The organism is Bacteroidota bacterium, from assembly GCA_020161395.1.
In the GTDB taxonomy this organism is placed as follows: Bacteria; Bacteroidota; Ignavibacteria; order Ignavibacteriales; family Ignavibacteriaceae; genus UTCHB3.
In genome coordinates this window covers 128,723-144,504 of record JAIUOE010000006.1, presented here as the reverse complement: position 1 = coordinate 144,504, position 15,782 = coordinate 128,723, and the positions used below count along the sequence as shown (strand labels likewise).

General features: G+C 44.3%; 15 protein-coding genes. 7 read left to right on the top strand and 8 right to left on the bottom strand.

Annotated elements, in window-relative coordinates; genetic code table 11:
* The first annotated feature begins 1 nt into the window (after position 1).
* The 4 genes from LCH52_11480 to LCH52_11465 are packed head-to-tail and all read left to right on the top strand — an operon-like array spanning position 2 to position 3,805.
* Positions 2 to 631 (top strand): hypothetical protein, encoded by a 630-nt coding sequence (locus LCH52_11480; GenBank protein MCA0389102.1) that lies wholly within the window; start codon positions 2 to 4, stop codon positions 629 to 631.
* Complete coding sequence (locus tag LCH52_11475; GenBank protein MCA0389101.1) at positions 628 to 1,539, top strand: glycosyltransferase family 2 protein; 912 nt, start codon at positions 628 to 630, stop codon at positions 1,537 to 1,539. Before LCH52_11480 ends, LCH52_11475 begins: the two co-directional genes overlap by 4 nt.
* Before the next feature lie 4 nt (positions 1,540 to 1,543).
* On the top strand, positions 1,544 to 2,524 hold the full coding sequence (locus LCH52_11470; GenBank protein MCA0389100.1) for a glycosyltransferase family 9 protein: 981 nt from the start codon (positions 1,544 to 1,546) through the stop codon (positions 2,522 to 2,524).
* Between the two features lie 3 nt (positions 2,525 to 2,527).
* Positions 2,528 to 3,805, top strand: coding sequence for a 3-deoxy-D-manno-octulosonic acid transferase (locus LCH52_11465; protein MCA0389099.1), 1,278 nt, complete (start codon positions 2,528 to 2,530; stop codon positions 3,803 to 3,805).
* Here LCH52_11465 and LCH52_11460 read toward each other — a convergent pair.
* From LCH52_11460 to LCH52_11440, 5 genes are read right to left on the bottom strand one after another with little or no spacing between them, the layout of a single operon-like run.
* A complete protein-coding gene (locus tag LCH52_11460) occupies positions 3,789 to 4,334 on the bottom strand; it encodes a DinB family protein (GenBank protein ID MCA0389098.1) in 546 nt (181 codons plus the stop codon). The two genes, LCH52_11465 and LCH52_11460, sit on opposite strands and share 17 nt — an antisense overlap.
* Positions 4,319 to 5,293, bottom strand: a complete 975-nt coding sequence (locus LCH52_11455; protein ID MCA0389097.1) for an isoaspartyl peptidase/L-asparaginase — start codon at positions 5,291 to 5,293, stop codon at positions 4,319 to 4,321. The genes LCH52_11460 and LCH52_11455 overlap by 16 nt, the downstream gene beginning before the upstream one ends.
* A complete protein-coding gene (locus LCH52_11450; protein MCA0389096.1) occupies positions 5,280 to 6,083 on the bottom strand; it encodes a hypothetical protein in 804 nt (267 codons plus the stop codon). Before LCH52_11450 ends, LCH52_11455 begins: the two co-directional genes overlap by 14 nt.
* Positions 6,080 to 6,850, bottom strand: coding sequence for an RNA methyltransferase (locus tag LCH52_11445; protein ID MCA0389095.1), 771 nt, complete (start codon positions 6,848 to 6,850; stop codon positions 6,080 to 6,082). The genes LCH52_11450 and LCH52_11445 overlap by 4 nt, the downstream gene beginning before the upstream one ends.
* Before the next feature lie 24 nt (positions 6,851 to 6,874).
* The gene (locus LCH52_11440) at positions 6,875 to 7,198 is read right to left on the bottom strand and encodes a DUF971 domain-containing protein (protein ID MCA0389094.1); all 324 of its coding nucleotides are present in this window, start codon (positions 7,196 to 7,198) and stop codon (positions 6,875 to 6,877) included.
* 108 nt (positions 7,199 to 7,306) lie between these two features.
* On the opposite strand from LCH52_11440, the gene LCH52_11435 reads away from it, so the two are divergent.
* The gene (locus LCH52_11435; GenBank protein MCA0389093.1) at positions 7,307 to 8,968 is read left to right on the top strand and encodes a phosphodiester glycosidase family protein; all 1,662 of its coding nucleotides are present in this window, start codon (positions 7,307 to 7,309) and stop codon (positions 8,966 to 8,968) included.
* A 151-nt stretch (positions 8,969 to 9,119) separates the two neighbouring features.
* Here the strand turns inward: LCH52_11435 and LCH52_11430 are convergent, their stop codons facing one another.
* Together LCH52_11430 and LCH52_11425 are read right to left on the bottom strand one after the other, a co-directional pair.
* On the bottom strand, positions 9,120 to 10,337 hold the full coding sequence (locus LCH52_11430; GenBank protein MCA0389092.1) for an ectonucleotide pyrophosphatase/phosphodiesterase: 1,218 nt from the start codon (positions 10,335 to 10,337) through the stop codon (positions 9,120 to 9,122).
* 103 nt (positions 10,338 to 10,440) lie between these two features.
* Entirely contained in the window at positions 10,441 to 10,839 is a 399-nt protein-coding gene (locus LCH52_11425) for a hypothetical protein (protein ID MCA0389091.1), read from the bottom strand.
* Between the two features lie 136 nt (positions 10,840 to 10,975).
* Between LCH52_11425 and LCH52_11420 the strand changes: the two genes are divergently transcribed.
* Positions 10,976 to 11,818, top strand: coding sequence for a GMP synthase (locus LCH52_11420; protein MCA0389090.1), 843 nt, complete (start codon positions 10,976 to 10,978; stop codon positions 11,816 to 11,818).
* Positions 11,819 to 11,905: 87 nt separating this feature from the next.
* Positions 11,906 to 15,175 (top strand): PDZ domain-containing protein, encoded by a 3,270-nt coding sequence (locus LCH52_11415; protein ID MCA0389089.1) that lies wholly within the window; start codon positions 11,906 to 11,908, stop codon positions 15,173 to 15,175.
* Between the two features lie 66 nt (positions 15,176 to 15,241).
* Here LCH52_11415 and LCH52_11410 read toward each other — a convergent pair whose 3' ends face one another.
* Positions 15,242 to 15,763: a heme-binding domain-containing protein gene (locus tag LCH52_11410; GenBank protein MCA0389088.1), complete on the bottom strand. Its 522-nt coding sequence runs from the start codon at positions 15,761 to 15,763 to the stop codon at positions 15,242 to 15,244.
* Between the last annotated feature and the right edge of the window lie 19 nt (positions 15,764 to 15,782).

Sequence of the window (15,782 nt, the reverse complement as noted above, 5' to 3'; positions counted from 1 at the left end):
GATGCCTTCAAAACTCAGAAAAAAACTGTATGCCATCTCCGGTCCGGTGCTTAAGCCGTTCTCACTAATGGCATGGTTTTTCTATTCAAGGCTGGCATCAAAAATAAAAATTGTTATCGGAAGTGGTGACACCCTCTATTGGGGATGGTTTCCGACCGACATAAAAACTCTTGACATTACAAAAGAAAGTGACTTCAGACTCTATTTCAGCAGAAAAAAAATCGATTTTGTCCTCGCCGAGCATGTACTCGAACATCTTGATATTAAATCGATAGAGTTAATGGCAATGAATATCAAAAAATACTCGAATCCGGGTGTGAACATTCGGGTTGCAGTGCCCGACGGGTTCCATGCAGATCCCGCTTATATCGAACATGTAAGACCGGGGGGAACTGGTCCCGCCGCCGACGACCACAAGCACCTTTTTAACTTTAAATCACTCACTGATTTATTTGAGAGATTTGGATACAGGCATCATCTGGTGGAATACTGGGATGAAAAGGGGGTTTTTCACTCGTTTTACAGCAATGGCACAGAGAAGGGACACATTAAACGGTGTCTTCTGAATCACAGAAAAAACAGTGACGGCAAACCACATTACACTTCATTAATTGTTGATTTTTCACTATGAGTTTCGCACCCGTTGCACTCTTTGCCTACAACAGACGCCTCCTTCTGGAAGCAACTGTCAATTCGCTCGCAGCCAACATTGAGGCAAAAGAGACTGATCTCTTCGTTTTTTCAGATGGCTGGAAGGGAGAGAAGGATAAACCCGCCGTTTTGGATGTGCGGGGATATCTGAAAACCATTCAGGGGTTCAAAAGTGTAACCATTTTCGAAGCTCCGGAAAACAGGGGGCTCGGGAAATCGATCATAAATGGAGTCTCGGAAATGATCGAAAAGTTTGGCGAAGTGATAGTGCTCGAAGATGACCTCCAGCTCTCCCCCTGGTTTTTAAAATTTATGAATGAAGGATTAAACCTCTACCGGAATTCCGGCAAGGTAGCTTCAATTCACGGTTATCTCTATCCCGTCAAGGCGACACTTCCCGAAACATTTTTCCTCAGGGGAGCCGACTGCCTCGGATGGGCTACATGGGGAAGAGCATGGAAACTGTTGAATACCGATGCAAAGTTTCTCTATACTGAAATTCTCAATAGAAAAGAGATGGACATCTTCAACTTCAACGATGCAGCATTCAAGGAGAGAATCCTTCAGAGGGTAATCGCAGGAGAGAATGATTCATGGGCTGTAAGGTGGGATGCCTCCATCTTCCTGAACAGGATGCTCACTCTTTACCCCGGAAAATCCCTTGTCCATCATCTCGGTGCTGACGGAGCAGGCACAAACACAAAAAAAACGAGAAAACTTGATGTGATTATAAGCGATGAACCGGTGAAGATGGTGAAAATTCCCGAGACACCTTCACAGGAAGCATGGCTTGCCATAGGGAAATTTTATTTGTCTTTCAAGGCTTATAATCCCTTTAAAAGAATTAAATTCTATTTAAAATCTAAAAATTTAGTACCGCATCGATAAAAGAATGAAGAATATCCTAATCATCAGACTAAGTTCTCTCGGAGATGTCCTGCTGACCACACCAATCGTCAGATCCGTGAAAAATCACCTCCCCGGTGCAGGTATCGATTTCCTGGTAAAGGAAGAATACCGCGATGTGTTGCAGTTCAATCCGTTTCTGCAAAATGTCATCACTTATCGTGAAGGTGAATCTCTCGATACGCTTTCGGGTGGCATCAATTATGATCTCGTTATCGACCTTCAGCACAGTATCAAGACGATAAAACTTACTTCCGGTATCGACAAAAAGATCAAATTCAAGAAGTCGAACATTAAGAAATTTCTCCTCGTCAACTTCAAACTCAACATGCTCGACGATTATCCGCAGATTCCTGACCGGTATGCCCTCTCAATAAAACAAAGTGGCTATATACCTGATTTCGCACTTGATGACGAGGGGCTCGATCTCCATTTCTCGCGCGTCGAGACTTCCCTGCCAAAGGGAAGGGACTATATCGCCATCGCTCCCGGTTCCAAACATTTTACCAAAAGATGGCCCGAGTACCACTTCACCAGACTTTGCGAAATGATAATTGATGGCGGAGCGACTCCCGTACTTATCGGCGGTACCGATGACCTGAAGATTTGCTCTGCAATCGAAGAAGCTGAACCAAGGGTAATTAATCTCTGCTCCGAAAATGAACTCTACCGGATAGCATCGATACTCTCGGAATGTAAAGCTGCTGTCACATGCGATTCCGGTTTGATGCATCTCGCCTGCGCAGTAAAAACTCCCGTTCTGGTAATTTTTGGTTCAACCGTTAAGGAGTTCGGATTTACTCCCTACAAAAACAAAAGTATCGTTATCGAAAACGAGTCGTTACCATGCAGACCCTGTTCACACATAGGATTGAGCAGTTGCCCGCAAAAGCACTTCAAATGCCTCGTTGATATTCAACCGGCAGATGTTTATGAAAGTCTCTCAAGGCTTGTTTTCGAGGACTGACGCTTGCTGATATTTTTTTACAACCTTCTTTTTATTCCCTTCTTCTCTCTCGCAATGAGAATTGCAGGTGTGTTTAATCAAAAAATAAGAAAAGGGCTTGAGGGGCGACAGGATGTCCTAAAAAAAGCCTCCTCAAAAGTTGAGAAATTTGACAAAAGTAAAATTACCATCTGGTTTCATTCCTCATCCCTCGGTGAATTCGAACAAGCCAAACCGATTATCGAGAAGCTCAAAAAACAGGGGAATGTAAACATCTTTGTTACCTTTTTCTCGCCGTCGGGTTACGACAATTCGATGAAATACCCGCACGCCGATGCAGTTACATATCTACCTCTGGATTCTCCTTCCAATGCCGATAAATTTGTAAAGATTATCAACCCGTCACTAGCAATTTTTATGCGTTATGACATCTGGCCCAATTTTATCTTTGCACTCGATAAAAACAATGTACCTGCTTTCCTGGTGGATGCAACAATGCGGAGTGACTCAAAAAGGCTGAATCCTTTCCTGAAGCCGTTCCATACCCTGCTTTACAGTAAATTCAACTATATCCTTACCATTTCCGATTTGGATCTGAAAAACTTTCTTGCATTCAATCTTGACAGGAACAGAATTCTGAAGATTGGCGATACAAGGTTCGACAGAGTCCATGAAAGAGCCCTTATTGCCCGGGAAAGGAAACTGATCAGGGACGATATACTGGAGGGGAAAAAAGTGATTGTCGCAGGAAGCATCTGGGAGGAAGATGAGGAAGTCCTGCTCCCCGCTGTTAAAAAACTGTTGAAATATCATCAGGAAACGGTTGTAATTCTGGTCCCCCACGAGCCCACCCTGCTCCATCTGGAGAAACTGGAAAATGAATTTGCCGGGATTGAGCAAACCATCCGGTTCTCATTCCTGAACACTTACAACAACGAGAGGGTAATCATTGTCGATTCAATCGGTATCCTGATGACTCTCTACTTCTACGCCGATATTGCTTTTGTGGGGGGCAGTTTTAAATCGAATGTTCACAACACTCTCGAAGCTGCGGTTTACGGCATCCCCGTGATTTACGGACCTAAAATCGGGAACTCACAGGAAGCAGGAGAACTCGCACAATCGGGTGGCGGTACGATTGTGCGAACAAAAAAGGAAATGTACAGGAAGATGCGAAATTTTATCGCGGATGAAGAACTCAGATTAAGAACCGGAGAAAAATCCCGCAACTTTGTGATGGGGAATACCGGAGCAACAAAGATTATCCTCGAAAAAATATCGGAAGTTATTTCACTCCGTTAATGCCATATCTCTCCTTCAGTATCATTAAATGATGCTGAAGATGACCTGCCAGAACATATATGATCGAATTAACTTTGTTTTTATAGCCACTTGCAACCCCACCTTTGACTACATCCTCAGCAGAAAACGATGAAAAAAGAGTAATATTCGATTCCCGAAGTGCTGCAAATTCTTTCAGAAGTGACTGTAGCGACCTCTCTCCGAACCTTCCGGCGGGAGTATATTTATTCTCATCGTAGCCCGGCAACGGCTGGGTTTCACCTCTGGCAAAACAGAGTGCCCGGTAACTGAATATCCTTTCGGTATCAATACAATGACCTATCACCTCTTTTACCGACCACTTCCCCTCTGCATATCTGCGATTCTGTTCCTCCTCGCCAAGTGCTGAAAGGGAGGCAATGACAGTTGTCAGTTGCTCTTTGAGGGTTACGAGGATCTCTTTCTCCCTGTCAACATGCGAAAGATAGTTTTCGTAATAGTCAGGATAATCCCCCGGTTGTGGAAAGGGTATTGTTACTTTGTTTTCCATATTTTCACCTCTTTGTTTATTCCATCACCAGTCACACCGCGAAACATCGAAGCGGTGTTGAATGCCATTACAAAATTCCCTGATTTATCAACCGCAATTACTCCGCCATCCTTCGGTTCGAGTGTTTTGTTTATCACTTCATTACAGGCTTCCTCAAGACTCATGTTCTTGTATTCCATCAAGGCTGAAATCCTGAAAGCAACATTATATCTGATGAACTTTTCACCTTTTCCCGTTGCCGATATTGCCAAAGTGTTGTTGTTTGCATAGGTACCCGCACCAATGACAGGAGCGTCACCAATCCTTCCGGCGAGTTTGTTGTTCAATCCGCCTGTCGAAGTGGCGGCTGCAAGATTTCCTTCCATGTCGAGAGCGACTGCGCCAACTGTTCCCTTTGATCTGGCATCTTTCCATATTTTCTGATTGTGGTCGGTATAAAAATAATCCGCTCCCACCGGAACCAGTCCGTTCAGCTCCGCAATTTTCTCTGCACCTGCTCCGGTCATCATCACATGACCGGTTTTCTCCATTACAACTCTTGCGGCAGCTATTGGATTTTTTATATGCTCCACAGCAGCAACGGCTCCCGCCATCAGGGTTTTACCATCCATAATAGCGGCATCAAGTTGGGCAATTCCGTCACTGTTAAGCACGGCACCCTTCCCTGCATTAAAGAGGGAATCATCCTCGAGTACCTTTACCACAGCTTCCACTGCATCCAGACTTTTGCCCCCCGCCTTAAGAATTTTTTCTCCGGTATCCAGTGCCTTCTCGAGACCTGCCAGATATTTGTTTCGCAACTCAACGGGAATATCCTCCGGCACAAAACCTGCTCCACCATGAATTACAAGCATATACTTAGGTTTTTCGGCTTGTCCGTTCCCTTTAATACTAAAAACAACGGTCAAGGCGATCAGAGCAAAAGTGGAAACCACCACAAATATTCTACTGATCTTCATCTTCATCTTCCTCGATGGAAATTAATTTGATATCGTCAAGAAAGGGGAATTTCTCCCTTACCCCTTGCAGATGCTCAAGATCAATCTCTGCTATTCCGATTCCCTCTTCACTTCCCATCATTATCAATTCCTCACCCATTGGTCCGAAAACGGAGCTGTTGCCGGTGTAGTTGAGTTTTGGATCCGATCCTGTTCTGTTTACAGCCACGAAGTAACATTGGTTTTCGATGGCTCTCGCTTTACAAAGGGTTTTGTAATGGTCTATTCTCGCCTCGGGCCAGTTGGCAATATTTACAAGTATTTCGACTTTGTCGAGTGCCATAAACCGGAAAAGTTCAGGGAAACGGAGGTCGTAGCAGATTGAGAAACCGATGTGAAAATCTTCAGCATAATGATTTATGTAGGCAAAACCACCTGCATAATGCTTTGCTTCATCCCCAAAGGTAAACGGGTGGATTTTCCGGTATTTGTCTTCGAGCACTCCCTCACGGTTAATAAACATCAGCGTGTTGAAATATTTCTTTTTCCCTTTCTCCACAATTCCCGCCACCACATTGGTCTCAAATTCCTTTGCTATCGAGGAGAAGAAATTGAAGGTTTGCCCGTCAACATATTCTGCGAGTTTTGCGGTTTCCATGCTGAAACCGGTAAGGCTCATCTCGGGAAACACAATAAGATCAACCGGCTCTGTAAGACTCTCGAGCTGTTTCCTGATCTTTACCATGTTTGCTTCTTTGTTCTCCCACTCGGGTGAGTACTGGAACAATGCGATTTTAATAAGTTCACTCATCGTGTTTTGTTTCCTGTTTCGTAAAATTTGTTCAAAATAATCCCGGCTGCAACTGCAACATTGAGGGATTCCGCACCCGGTATACCGGGAATTCTTATTGAATCATCTGCGATCGATGCCAGTCCGGGAAGCACTCCATGGCTTTCGTTTGAGAGGACTATTACGGTTTTTGGTGCCGGATTAAAATCCCTGATATCCTTCCCGTTCAACTGCGAGGTTACAATTCTGTATCCCGATTCCTTCAGTATCAATAAGGTTCTTTTATCGCTTTCGAAGTGAAAAGAGCCTCTGAATATCGAGCCCATCGAAGAACGGACTACCTTGGGGTTGTAAATATCCACACATTCCGGAGAAAGAAGAATCTCCCTGAAGCCAAACCAGTCGGCAGTTCTTAATATCGTGCCCATATTCCCGGGGTCCGCTATCCTGTCAAGATAGACAATTACCGGAGCCGTTTTATCCGTTTTTTGAGGTGTCGGCACCCGGAAAACCGCTACAACTCCCTGGCTGTTTATTGTATCAGACATCTTGTTAATCTCGGCTCTTTTTACAGCCTCATGTCTCACACCAAGTTTCATTGCCTGAGAGATAATATCCGTAATCTCATGAAATGCGTCGTGTTCATAAATCACTATCTCACATTTAACCCCTGATGCAAGACCCTCACTAACCTGCTTGTAACCCTCCACGATGAACAGGTTAAATTCTTCACGGTATTTCTTCACCTTTAGTGATGAAAAAATTTTTATTTCGTTTGCGGTGACCATCAACTGTTCTCTTCCGAAAAGGGTTTATTCTGCGCTGCTGTCAAGGGAAGAACGACTGATTAACTCGTCGATATATGCCCAGGAATATATCCCGGTATCGTGTCCGTCTTTCCACCTGATTTGAATGGCATAATCGCCAACGGGTGCAATTGCAGCCACCTTGTACATTTCAGGTGTCTCGATTGTTATTCTCTGCGGCTTGAATGTGGTGTAGAGGATAGTTTCACCTTTACAGTTTGCACAGGGGCACTCCTCCCTGAACTGCTTCAAGGGGAAACTGATTTCCCTGTTATCCTGCCATGTAAAATGTATCTTTCCTTCTTTGATCTTGATCTGACTGGGCTTCATCTTTTTCTCTGTTCCATAATTGTACAATTCCGTGAGCAAATAATATATTTCATATCTGAAAATTAATTAATTTATAGTTTAGTTACCAAACTAATTAGAGAGCCCGGAATGTTTAAGCGATATTTTTTACTTTTTTGTATCACCAGTCTTTATGTTTACACCCAGCCAATTTCGTTTACAAATGTCACCTCCAACTACACCCTTCCTGCGGGAGTAAAACTGATACTCGGTGAAAGAACCACGAACCCTAAACTGAAATTGTGGTATTTTGATGTGGATATGAACAGAACGAATGTCGCAATTAAACCTTATTTCAATCCTGCAGGCAGGGAGGGAATCACCTCCTTTGTCCCCAGAATGGGAGCAATTGCCGGAATCAACGGCGGATATTTTGATGTAAACACCGGTGCATCGTACTCGGCTCTTATCGAACCCGGTGTTGTAAAAGCAAAAAACATTGCCCAACTTACCCGACCTGCCGGTACCTACTACACCACCCGTTCCCTATTCAGTTTCACAGATACAAGGGAATTTTCAGTAAACTGGATCTATCATTTTGGTAACAGACCCATCGATATTTACACATATGCAGCCCCCACTCCAAATACCGAAACGACTCCCGCTCCACAGCCGGTTATGGCTCTTGGCAACCAGTATTATGAGATTCTCGCAGGAATTGGCGGCGGACCCACTTTGGTAAAAAACGGACAAAAAAACATTACCTATACCGAAGAAGTCTTCTTCGGATCAGGTGTCGGAAGCACCATCCGTGACCCGAGAACCGTTGTCGGTTACACAGCCGACAGACATGTAATAATGATGGTGATCGACGGAAGACAGGCGGACAGTGAAGGGCTCTCCCTTCCCGAGGCTGCCGACCTCATGATCTCCCTTGGATGCATTGAAGCAATGAACCTCGACGGTGGCGGTTCCACACAGATGTCAGTCGGTAACCAGCTCGTTAATCTTCCCGTCGGAGCGACATACCAAAGACCGATTCCGACCATGCTCGCAATCGTTAATCCCGATTCTATCAACCTGCTGCCGCCTCTTTTCTATATAAGTAAAATTGACAATGTCGATTCAAATATCGTAAAGACGGGCACCTGGACAGTCTCCAATGTCGGCGGCTACTGGGGAACCACTCCATCTCTGAATGCAAACGCAGGCAATGGTGAGACATCTCTGAAATGGAAAATGAAAATCACAAACGAAGCCAAATATGATGTCTATGCATGGTGGGTGGCTGCTTCCAATCGTGCTTCAAACGCACCTTACATAATCAAACATAAAAACGGTACCGACACAGTAAGAATCAACCAGTCGATCAATGGAAGCCAGTGGAACAGAATCGGGACATTCACTTTCACAAACGACCCGTCTGAAGGTGTCACCCTCTCAAATAAGGTGGATACCGCAGGTAAAGTGGTTAACGCAGATGCCATTAGAATAATCTCTTTCGACAGTGTACTCGTTTCTGTCGAAGACCCCGAACCCGCTCTCCCTGAATCATTCAGGCTAAATCAAAATTACCCGAATCCCTTCAATCCTTCAACCATAATATCATTCTCCCTTCCGGAGTCGGCAGATATCCAACTCTCCATCTTCGACATTATGGGGAGAGAATTGAAAACTCTTTATCGGGGTTACAAATCTGCGGGTGCACACCAGGTCGAATTCGACGGCTCAGATTTCGGCTCAGGAGTCTATATCTATCGTCTGACCTGTGGAAATCTGGCAAAGACGGGGAAGATGGTGCTTGTCAAGTAGAGTTTGAGAGACTTGAGAGACTCGAGAAACTCGAGAACTTGAGAGATTTGAGAAACTCGAGAAACTTGAGAAACGGACACAATTTAATACTCAAGTCTCTCAGGTACTCTAGTCTCTCTGGTACTCTGGTACTCTGGTTTCTCGAGTCTCTCTAGTACTTCCTCAACACAAACCGGATTCTCTCAGCTTTGCCGTCTATACCGTTTCTGACGGGGATGTTATAGATTTCACAGAGGAGGGGATAAATATCGATGTTCCACAAGGTACCTGTCCGGAAATTCTTTTTGAAGGAGGGACCCATGGCGACAAAATAGCCGTGCATATCCATCACATCCTTTTCATAGCCGTGGTTACCTTTTGCATCCCAGCGCTCAAAACTTTTTCTTCCCTTTGTGTTCCCTGCTTCCCAGCCTAAATCTGTTATCAGGATAATATCAGAAAACATTGGATTGTTTGTGAAGTGGTAAAAATCAGGTACGACTTGTTTTTTGTATACTTTATAGTGATTTTCGTTTGCCTTTAGTCTTCTGTAAGCCTCTTCAATACGGTCTTTTTGCGGCTGGATGAGACAATATGTGCCCCAGTTCCAAAGCTCGACCTTTTCATCACCGAGTATCTCTTCCACATCAATATACTTCGATTTATCAACATTTGTCATACCGTGATCACTTACAAAGATCAGGTTTGTCGAATCAAGAAGGTTTATTCTCTGAAGTTCGCTTGTCAGAATCCCCGCCATACTGTCCAACAGGGAGATCGCATAGTTTGTGCTGTCAGAGTCAGTCCCATGATCGTGGGCATAAGTATCTGTGGCATCAAAATAGATGGTAAAAAACTTCGGTCTTTCGCCATACGGAAGTTGTAACCATTTAATGATTCCGTCAATCCGTTGGGTGTAGGGTAAATCGTGGTCATAATTTTTGTAGTATCGTGGTCGCCTGTATTCCAGCTCCACTTCAGAACCGGGCCAGAAAAAGCTTGCTGCTGTAATTCCGTTTCTTTGTGCAGTCTCCCAGAAAGCTTCACCCCTGTACCATCTTGCATTCCTCACCTGAACCGAGTCGTTGATTTTATAAGTCTCTTTGTAAACAGGGTCATAAAATGTGTTTGCGATGATACCGTGATTCTCAGGATACATTCCTGTGATGATTGAGATATGGTTTGGAAAGGTTTTTGACGGGAAAACAGGTCGCAGCGATAAAGCTTTTACACCGTTATTGGCAATCTTCCAGAGATTGGGTGTAATGCCTCGATCCATATAATCGTGCCTGAATCCGTCGAATGAAACAAGAATTGTATAAGGCTGTTGTGCAAAAAGAATACTGCTCGAAACCAGAAGTATAAAAAAGGTTCTGGAGAAAATGTGCATCTAAAAATCCCGAAAATTGATCTTTAAATATACGATTTTCCATCCTGAGGAGTGCACGGTCACTTGTGAGACAGCGACCTGAAATTAAAGAAGTGACTCCGGTTCAATCAGAGAAATATTCCACAAATCGCCCGAAACGGAATGTGTAGATGCTCTTGTTGTCCTTTATCTCCACATCCCTTTTCCCCGCGTGAGAATAAACTCTATGCCCAAGACTGATTAATCTACTGACAGTATAATATGTAAAACGGAATTCCCCCATTACCAAAAAATCGGCATCAAGGATATCTCGACCTGCGCTCCCGCACTTCTCTTTTGCGAGATCATAAAACTGATTAAAACACTCACGAACCTCCGCGTTCTCCCAGTCGGGTGATATAAGAGGAAACGGAATATCGATAATACTGCTCCATTGCAGAAGTGCTGCCGCTGTCTGTTCTTCACTCCAAAGATGGCTCGGATGGTTTGTGTAATTGATTAAAAGTTTCTTCCGCTGTGACATTTGCGCTTTTCCCAAAATTAGTGTTGTAATGTTATACTTTTAAAGAGTAATAAAAAAGTGGATTTTCCGAACCGTGTTATTGGTTCAACTTCGTTAAATTTGCACATTCAAAAAAATTAAAACAGGAACCGGAATATTGCCCGAGAAAAAGATCAAAATAGCCATAATAGACCTCTATAACGGAGAACCCAATCAGGGAATGAGATGTATCCAGGATCATATCTATGAAATCGACACCCTGTATGAGGATGTCCCGATAGAATACTCCATTTTTGATTCCCGCCTGAAGGGAGATGTACCCGCCATGGATCACGATATTTACATCTCATCCGGCGGTCCCGGAAGCCCGTTTGAAGATTCAGGCAGAAAATGGGAGACCGACTATTTTAATCTCATCGACAAAATCTGGAACCACAACCAAAAATCTCAGGACAAGAAACATGTTTTCTTTATCTGTCACTCATTTCAAATGATGGCAAGGTTTTTCGAACTGGGTGATGTGGTGCAAAGAGAGAAAAAGTCGTTCGGAATCGTCCCTTTTGCCCTTACTGAGGATGGCGATCAGGATTCTGTATTTTCGAATCTTACCGATCCGTTCTACGGCGCTGATTTTAGAGGCTGGCAGGTCATCCACCAGAACAAAGCCAAATTTGACTTACTCGGTGCAAAAGTTTTAAGCATGGAGCTCGAGCCCGCAGCTTTCTATATGGAACCTGCAATGATGGCAATCAGAATCTCTGATGAAATAATCGGTACACAGTTCCACCCCGAGGCTGATCCGCCAAGTATGTACTACCACTTCAGACAGCCCGAAAGAAAAATCCAGGTGGTTGAACAGTACGGCGAGAAGGCTTATTACGACATGATTGCACACCTTGAAAATCCTGTGCAAATCAACCATACAAAGAAAACCGTGCTGCCCGGATTCTTTAAAAACGCAATTGAATCACTTCGGATTAACGCTCATTCATTAGTTTGACCGTTCTTATAATATTTTATCCCGTGACGGCTCTTTTTCGTAATTTAGCTGTCATGGGATTTTTTTTATTTAACAGGACAAAAAACAATGAAAAAATCGTTTATCCCCTTATTGTTTCTGACTCTCACAGGTCTCGTATTCTCTCAGGAGTCCCACACACCTGATGCTCTGATGCTTCGGTTCCCCGACATTTCTGGTGACAAAATTGTCTTTCAGTATGCCGGTGACCTGTACACTGTTCCCAGAACAGGAGGTACAGCCATTAGACTGACTTCCGTACCCGGGAACGAAATCTACGCAAAATTTTCTCCCAAAGGTGACAAAATTGTCTTCTCCGGAAATTATGACGGCAATGTGGATGTGTACCTGATACCATCATCGGGTGGAGTTCCTGAAAGACTCACTCATAACCCGACACCTGACCTTGTGAACGACTGGTATCCTGACGGAGAGAACATCCTCTTCCGCTCACAACAAAATTCCCCTTCGTACAGATACAACAAACTCTGGAAGCAGTCAGTCGCTGGTGGTATGCCCGAACTCCTCCCTCTCGAATATGGCGAGTTCGCGTCTGTCAGCCCTGATGGACAAAAAATTGCGTTCCAGACCCTCGCTGTCGAAAGCAGAACCTGGAAAAGGTACCGCGGTGGCATGGCAAGTGACATTTGGATTTACGATTTCAAAAACAACACCTCTGAAAAGATCACCGACTTCGATGGTTCAGATGGCATCCCGATGTGGATTGGCGATATAATCTATTTCCTCTCCGACCGCGATAACAACAAGAAATTGAATATCTGGGGATACAACACAAAAACCAAAGAAACGAAACAATATACCTTCTTCGACGAATATGATGTTAAATGGCCCTCAGGCGGAAACAGCGACATCGTTTTCGAAAACGGAGGCAAGCTTTTTGTTCTTAACCTGACGACCGGAAAATCTGCCGAAGTGAAGGTAACAATCCCTTCAGACCTTCCGCAGGTTCGTCCCGCTTTGAAAAATCTCTCTAAAATGATCTTTAATTTTGACATCTCCCGCGACGGTAAAAGAGCTGTGTTCGAAGCCCGCGGTGAAATTTTGACAGTTCCTGCCAAGGATGGTGTGACCAGAAACCTCACCAACTCCTCCGGTGTCGCTGAAAGAGAACCGACATGGTCACCGGACGGAAAACACATAGCATATTTCTCCGACAAATCGGGTGAGTATGAACTCTACATCAACCAGGCTGACGGCAAAGGGAGCGAAAAACAGCTCACCAAAACAGGTGTGGCTTTCAAACAGGGAATAGTCTGGTCACCTGACAGTAAAAACATCGTCTTCAACGACAACTTTGGCAACATCTATATCTACTCGATTACCCCCGATAAACTCACAAAAATCGACAAAGATGAATTCAATTACTTCTTCACCTTTGCCTGGAGTTCCGACAGCAAGTGGCTTGCTTACGACAAACGGGTTCAATACAGCTCGTCAGCCATCTTTATTTACAGCATGGATGAAGGAAAATCGAAAAGGATTACCTCGGATTTTTACAATTGTGCAAATCCTGTCTTCGATCCAAAAGGTGACTACCTCTATTTCTACAGTCTGAAAAACTTTGAACCCAATTACTCGGATCAGGACAACACCTGGATATACGATAACTCGGTCAACCTGTATGCCATGACTCTTCGTACCGATGTGAAAGATATCTTCGCTCCCAAAAATGACGAAGTGGATGTGAAGGAAGAGAAAAAGGATGATGCTAAGAAGGACACTCTTAAAAAAGATGAGCCAAAAAAAGACGAGGCTAAAAAAGAGGAAAAATCTGTAAAGATCGAATTCGACAACATCGAAAAAAGAACTGTCCTGATCAAAAAACTTGGCAATGCCGGCGCACTCGCCGCTGCCGAAGGAAAGGTATTTTATATCCAGTTCCCAAAAGCCGATTCTTGGATGACAGGTGGCTCTCTCTTCCAGTTTGATCTTGATAAAAGAGAACACAAGGAAATTACCTCGGGAGTCACTCAGTTCAGACTCTCTGCCGACGGCAAGAAAATCATGGTTCAGACCCCCGAAGGTGCCTACTCCATAATAGACCCGGCTCCGGGTGCTAAAATCGCCGACGGCAAGCTCGACCTCTCAAACATGACTGCAACCATCAACCCGAGGGAAGAATGGAAACAGCTCTACCGGGAGGCATGGAGAATCGAACGGGATTTCTTCTATGATCCCGATATGCACGGACTGAACTGGGAAAAAATGGGCAAAAGATATGAAGCTCTCCTTCCCTATATCGTGAACAGAAGTGACCTTAACTATGTTATCGGCGAACTGATTGCCGAGTTAAATGTTTCACATGCCTATGTTAACGGCGGAGATCTCGAAAATCCCAAATCAACCTCGGTTGGTGTACTCGGCTGTGACTTCGAAGCAGACAAAAAAGCAGGCTATTACAAAATCGCTAAAATCTATGAAACCGCTCCTTGGGATGCCTCCGAAGTAAGATCACCACTGTCAGCTCCCGGTCTTAATGTGAAAGAGGGTGACTACATCATCGCCGTAAATGGTCAGGCACTCGACATGAAAGCCGATCCATGGAAAGCGTTCCAGGGTCTGGCAGACAAGACTGTTGTCCTTACCATCAACTCCTCTCCTGCGAAAGAGGGTGCAAGAGATATTCTTGTAAAACCTCTTGGCAATGAGCAGACACTCAGATATTATGCCTGGATCGAAAAGAACAGAAAATATGTCGATGAGAAAACCAACGGCAGAGTTGGATACATCTATGTGCCAAGCACCGGAATTGACGGGCAGACCGACCTCTACCGCCAGTTTATGGGACAGGTAAACAAAGATGCACTTATCATCGATGAAAGATTTAACAGCGGTGGTCAGATCCCTGACCGTTTCATCGAACTCTTGAACAGAAAGCTCTACAATTACTGGGTAAGAAACGGCTTCGAGGACTGGCAGACACCATTCGTCGGCAACTTCGGACCAAAAGTGATGCTGGTTAATGGCTGGTCCGGTTCAGGTGGAGATGCCTTCCCTGCATACTTCAGAGCTGCGGGTCTCGGTAAGATTGTAGGAAAAAGAACCTGGGGCGGTCTCGTCGGTATCACCGGCACTCCTCCACTCATAGACGGAGGTTCCGTAACTGCACCTTCTTTCGGCTATCGCGAAATTACAGGCGAACTCGGTATCGAGGGCTACGGTGTCGACCCTGATTATGATGTTGAAAACTTCCCTCACGAACTCGCTAAAGGAAACGATCAACAACTTAATAAAGCAATCGACCTTATTCTGGATGCACTAAAAGCTAATCCGCCTAAAAAGCCGGGTAAAGTAAAATATCCCGACAAATCGAAATAGTGATTAATAAAAAAAGGCTGCCTTCAGTTACGGGGGCAGCCTTTTTAATATCAATTTTACCGGAAGCTATTTTCCCTTTGCTTCTTCCATTTCTCTTTTTTCCCTGCCGTTAAGCACTTTTTCACCTTTCTTCACTTCGGATTCGGTTTTTTGACCTCCCTGTTTATTCAAGCCAAAGGTGGCTCTCAGACCTTTTATCAATTCTGCCTTTTCAAGGGGGGTCAGTTTTGCTTCGGAGTGGATCAGTAAATAGTCAGAGGGAGGCATACTTCCTTTTTCTATCTCTTCAATTGCTTCTTCAGGTTTTTTGGTACCGACGGGATACTCGGAAAAATAGAAATGGCGCCTGCCGTTTTTCACATTGTTAAATACTTTCCACGATGCCGGTGCAATGTATGAGTACCAGGGCCAGTTTGTTTCGGCACTGTGACAATCGAAACAGGCTCTTTTAGCCAGCTCTCTCGTCCGAGGTGAATCCCATGGAGGTTCAGATCTTACTTCGGGATTGGTATGATCTACCTGAAATATCTGAATAACCAAAAAGATGGCACCCAGCGAAATGCCGGCATATTTAAGTACTTTTTTCATTTGAAGTTAAATTATTGTG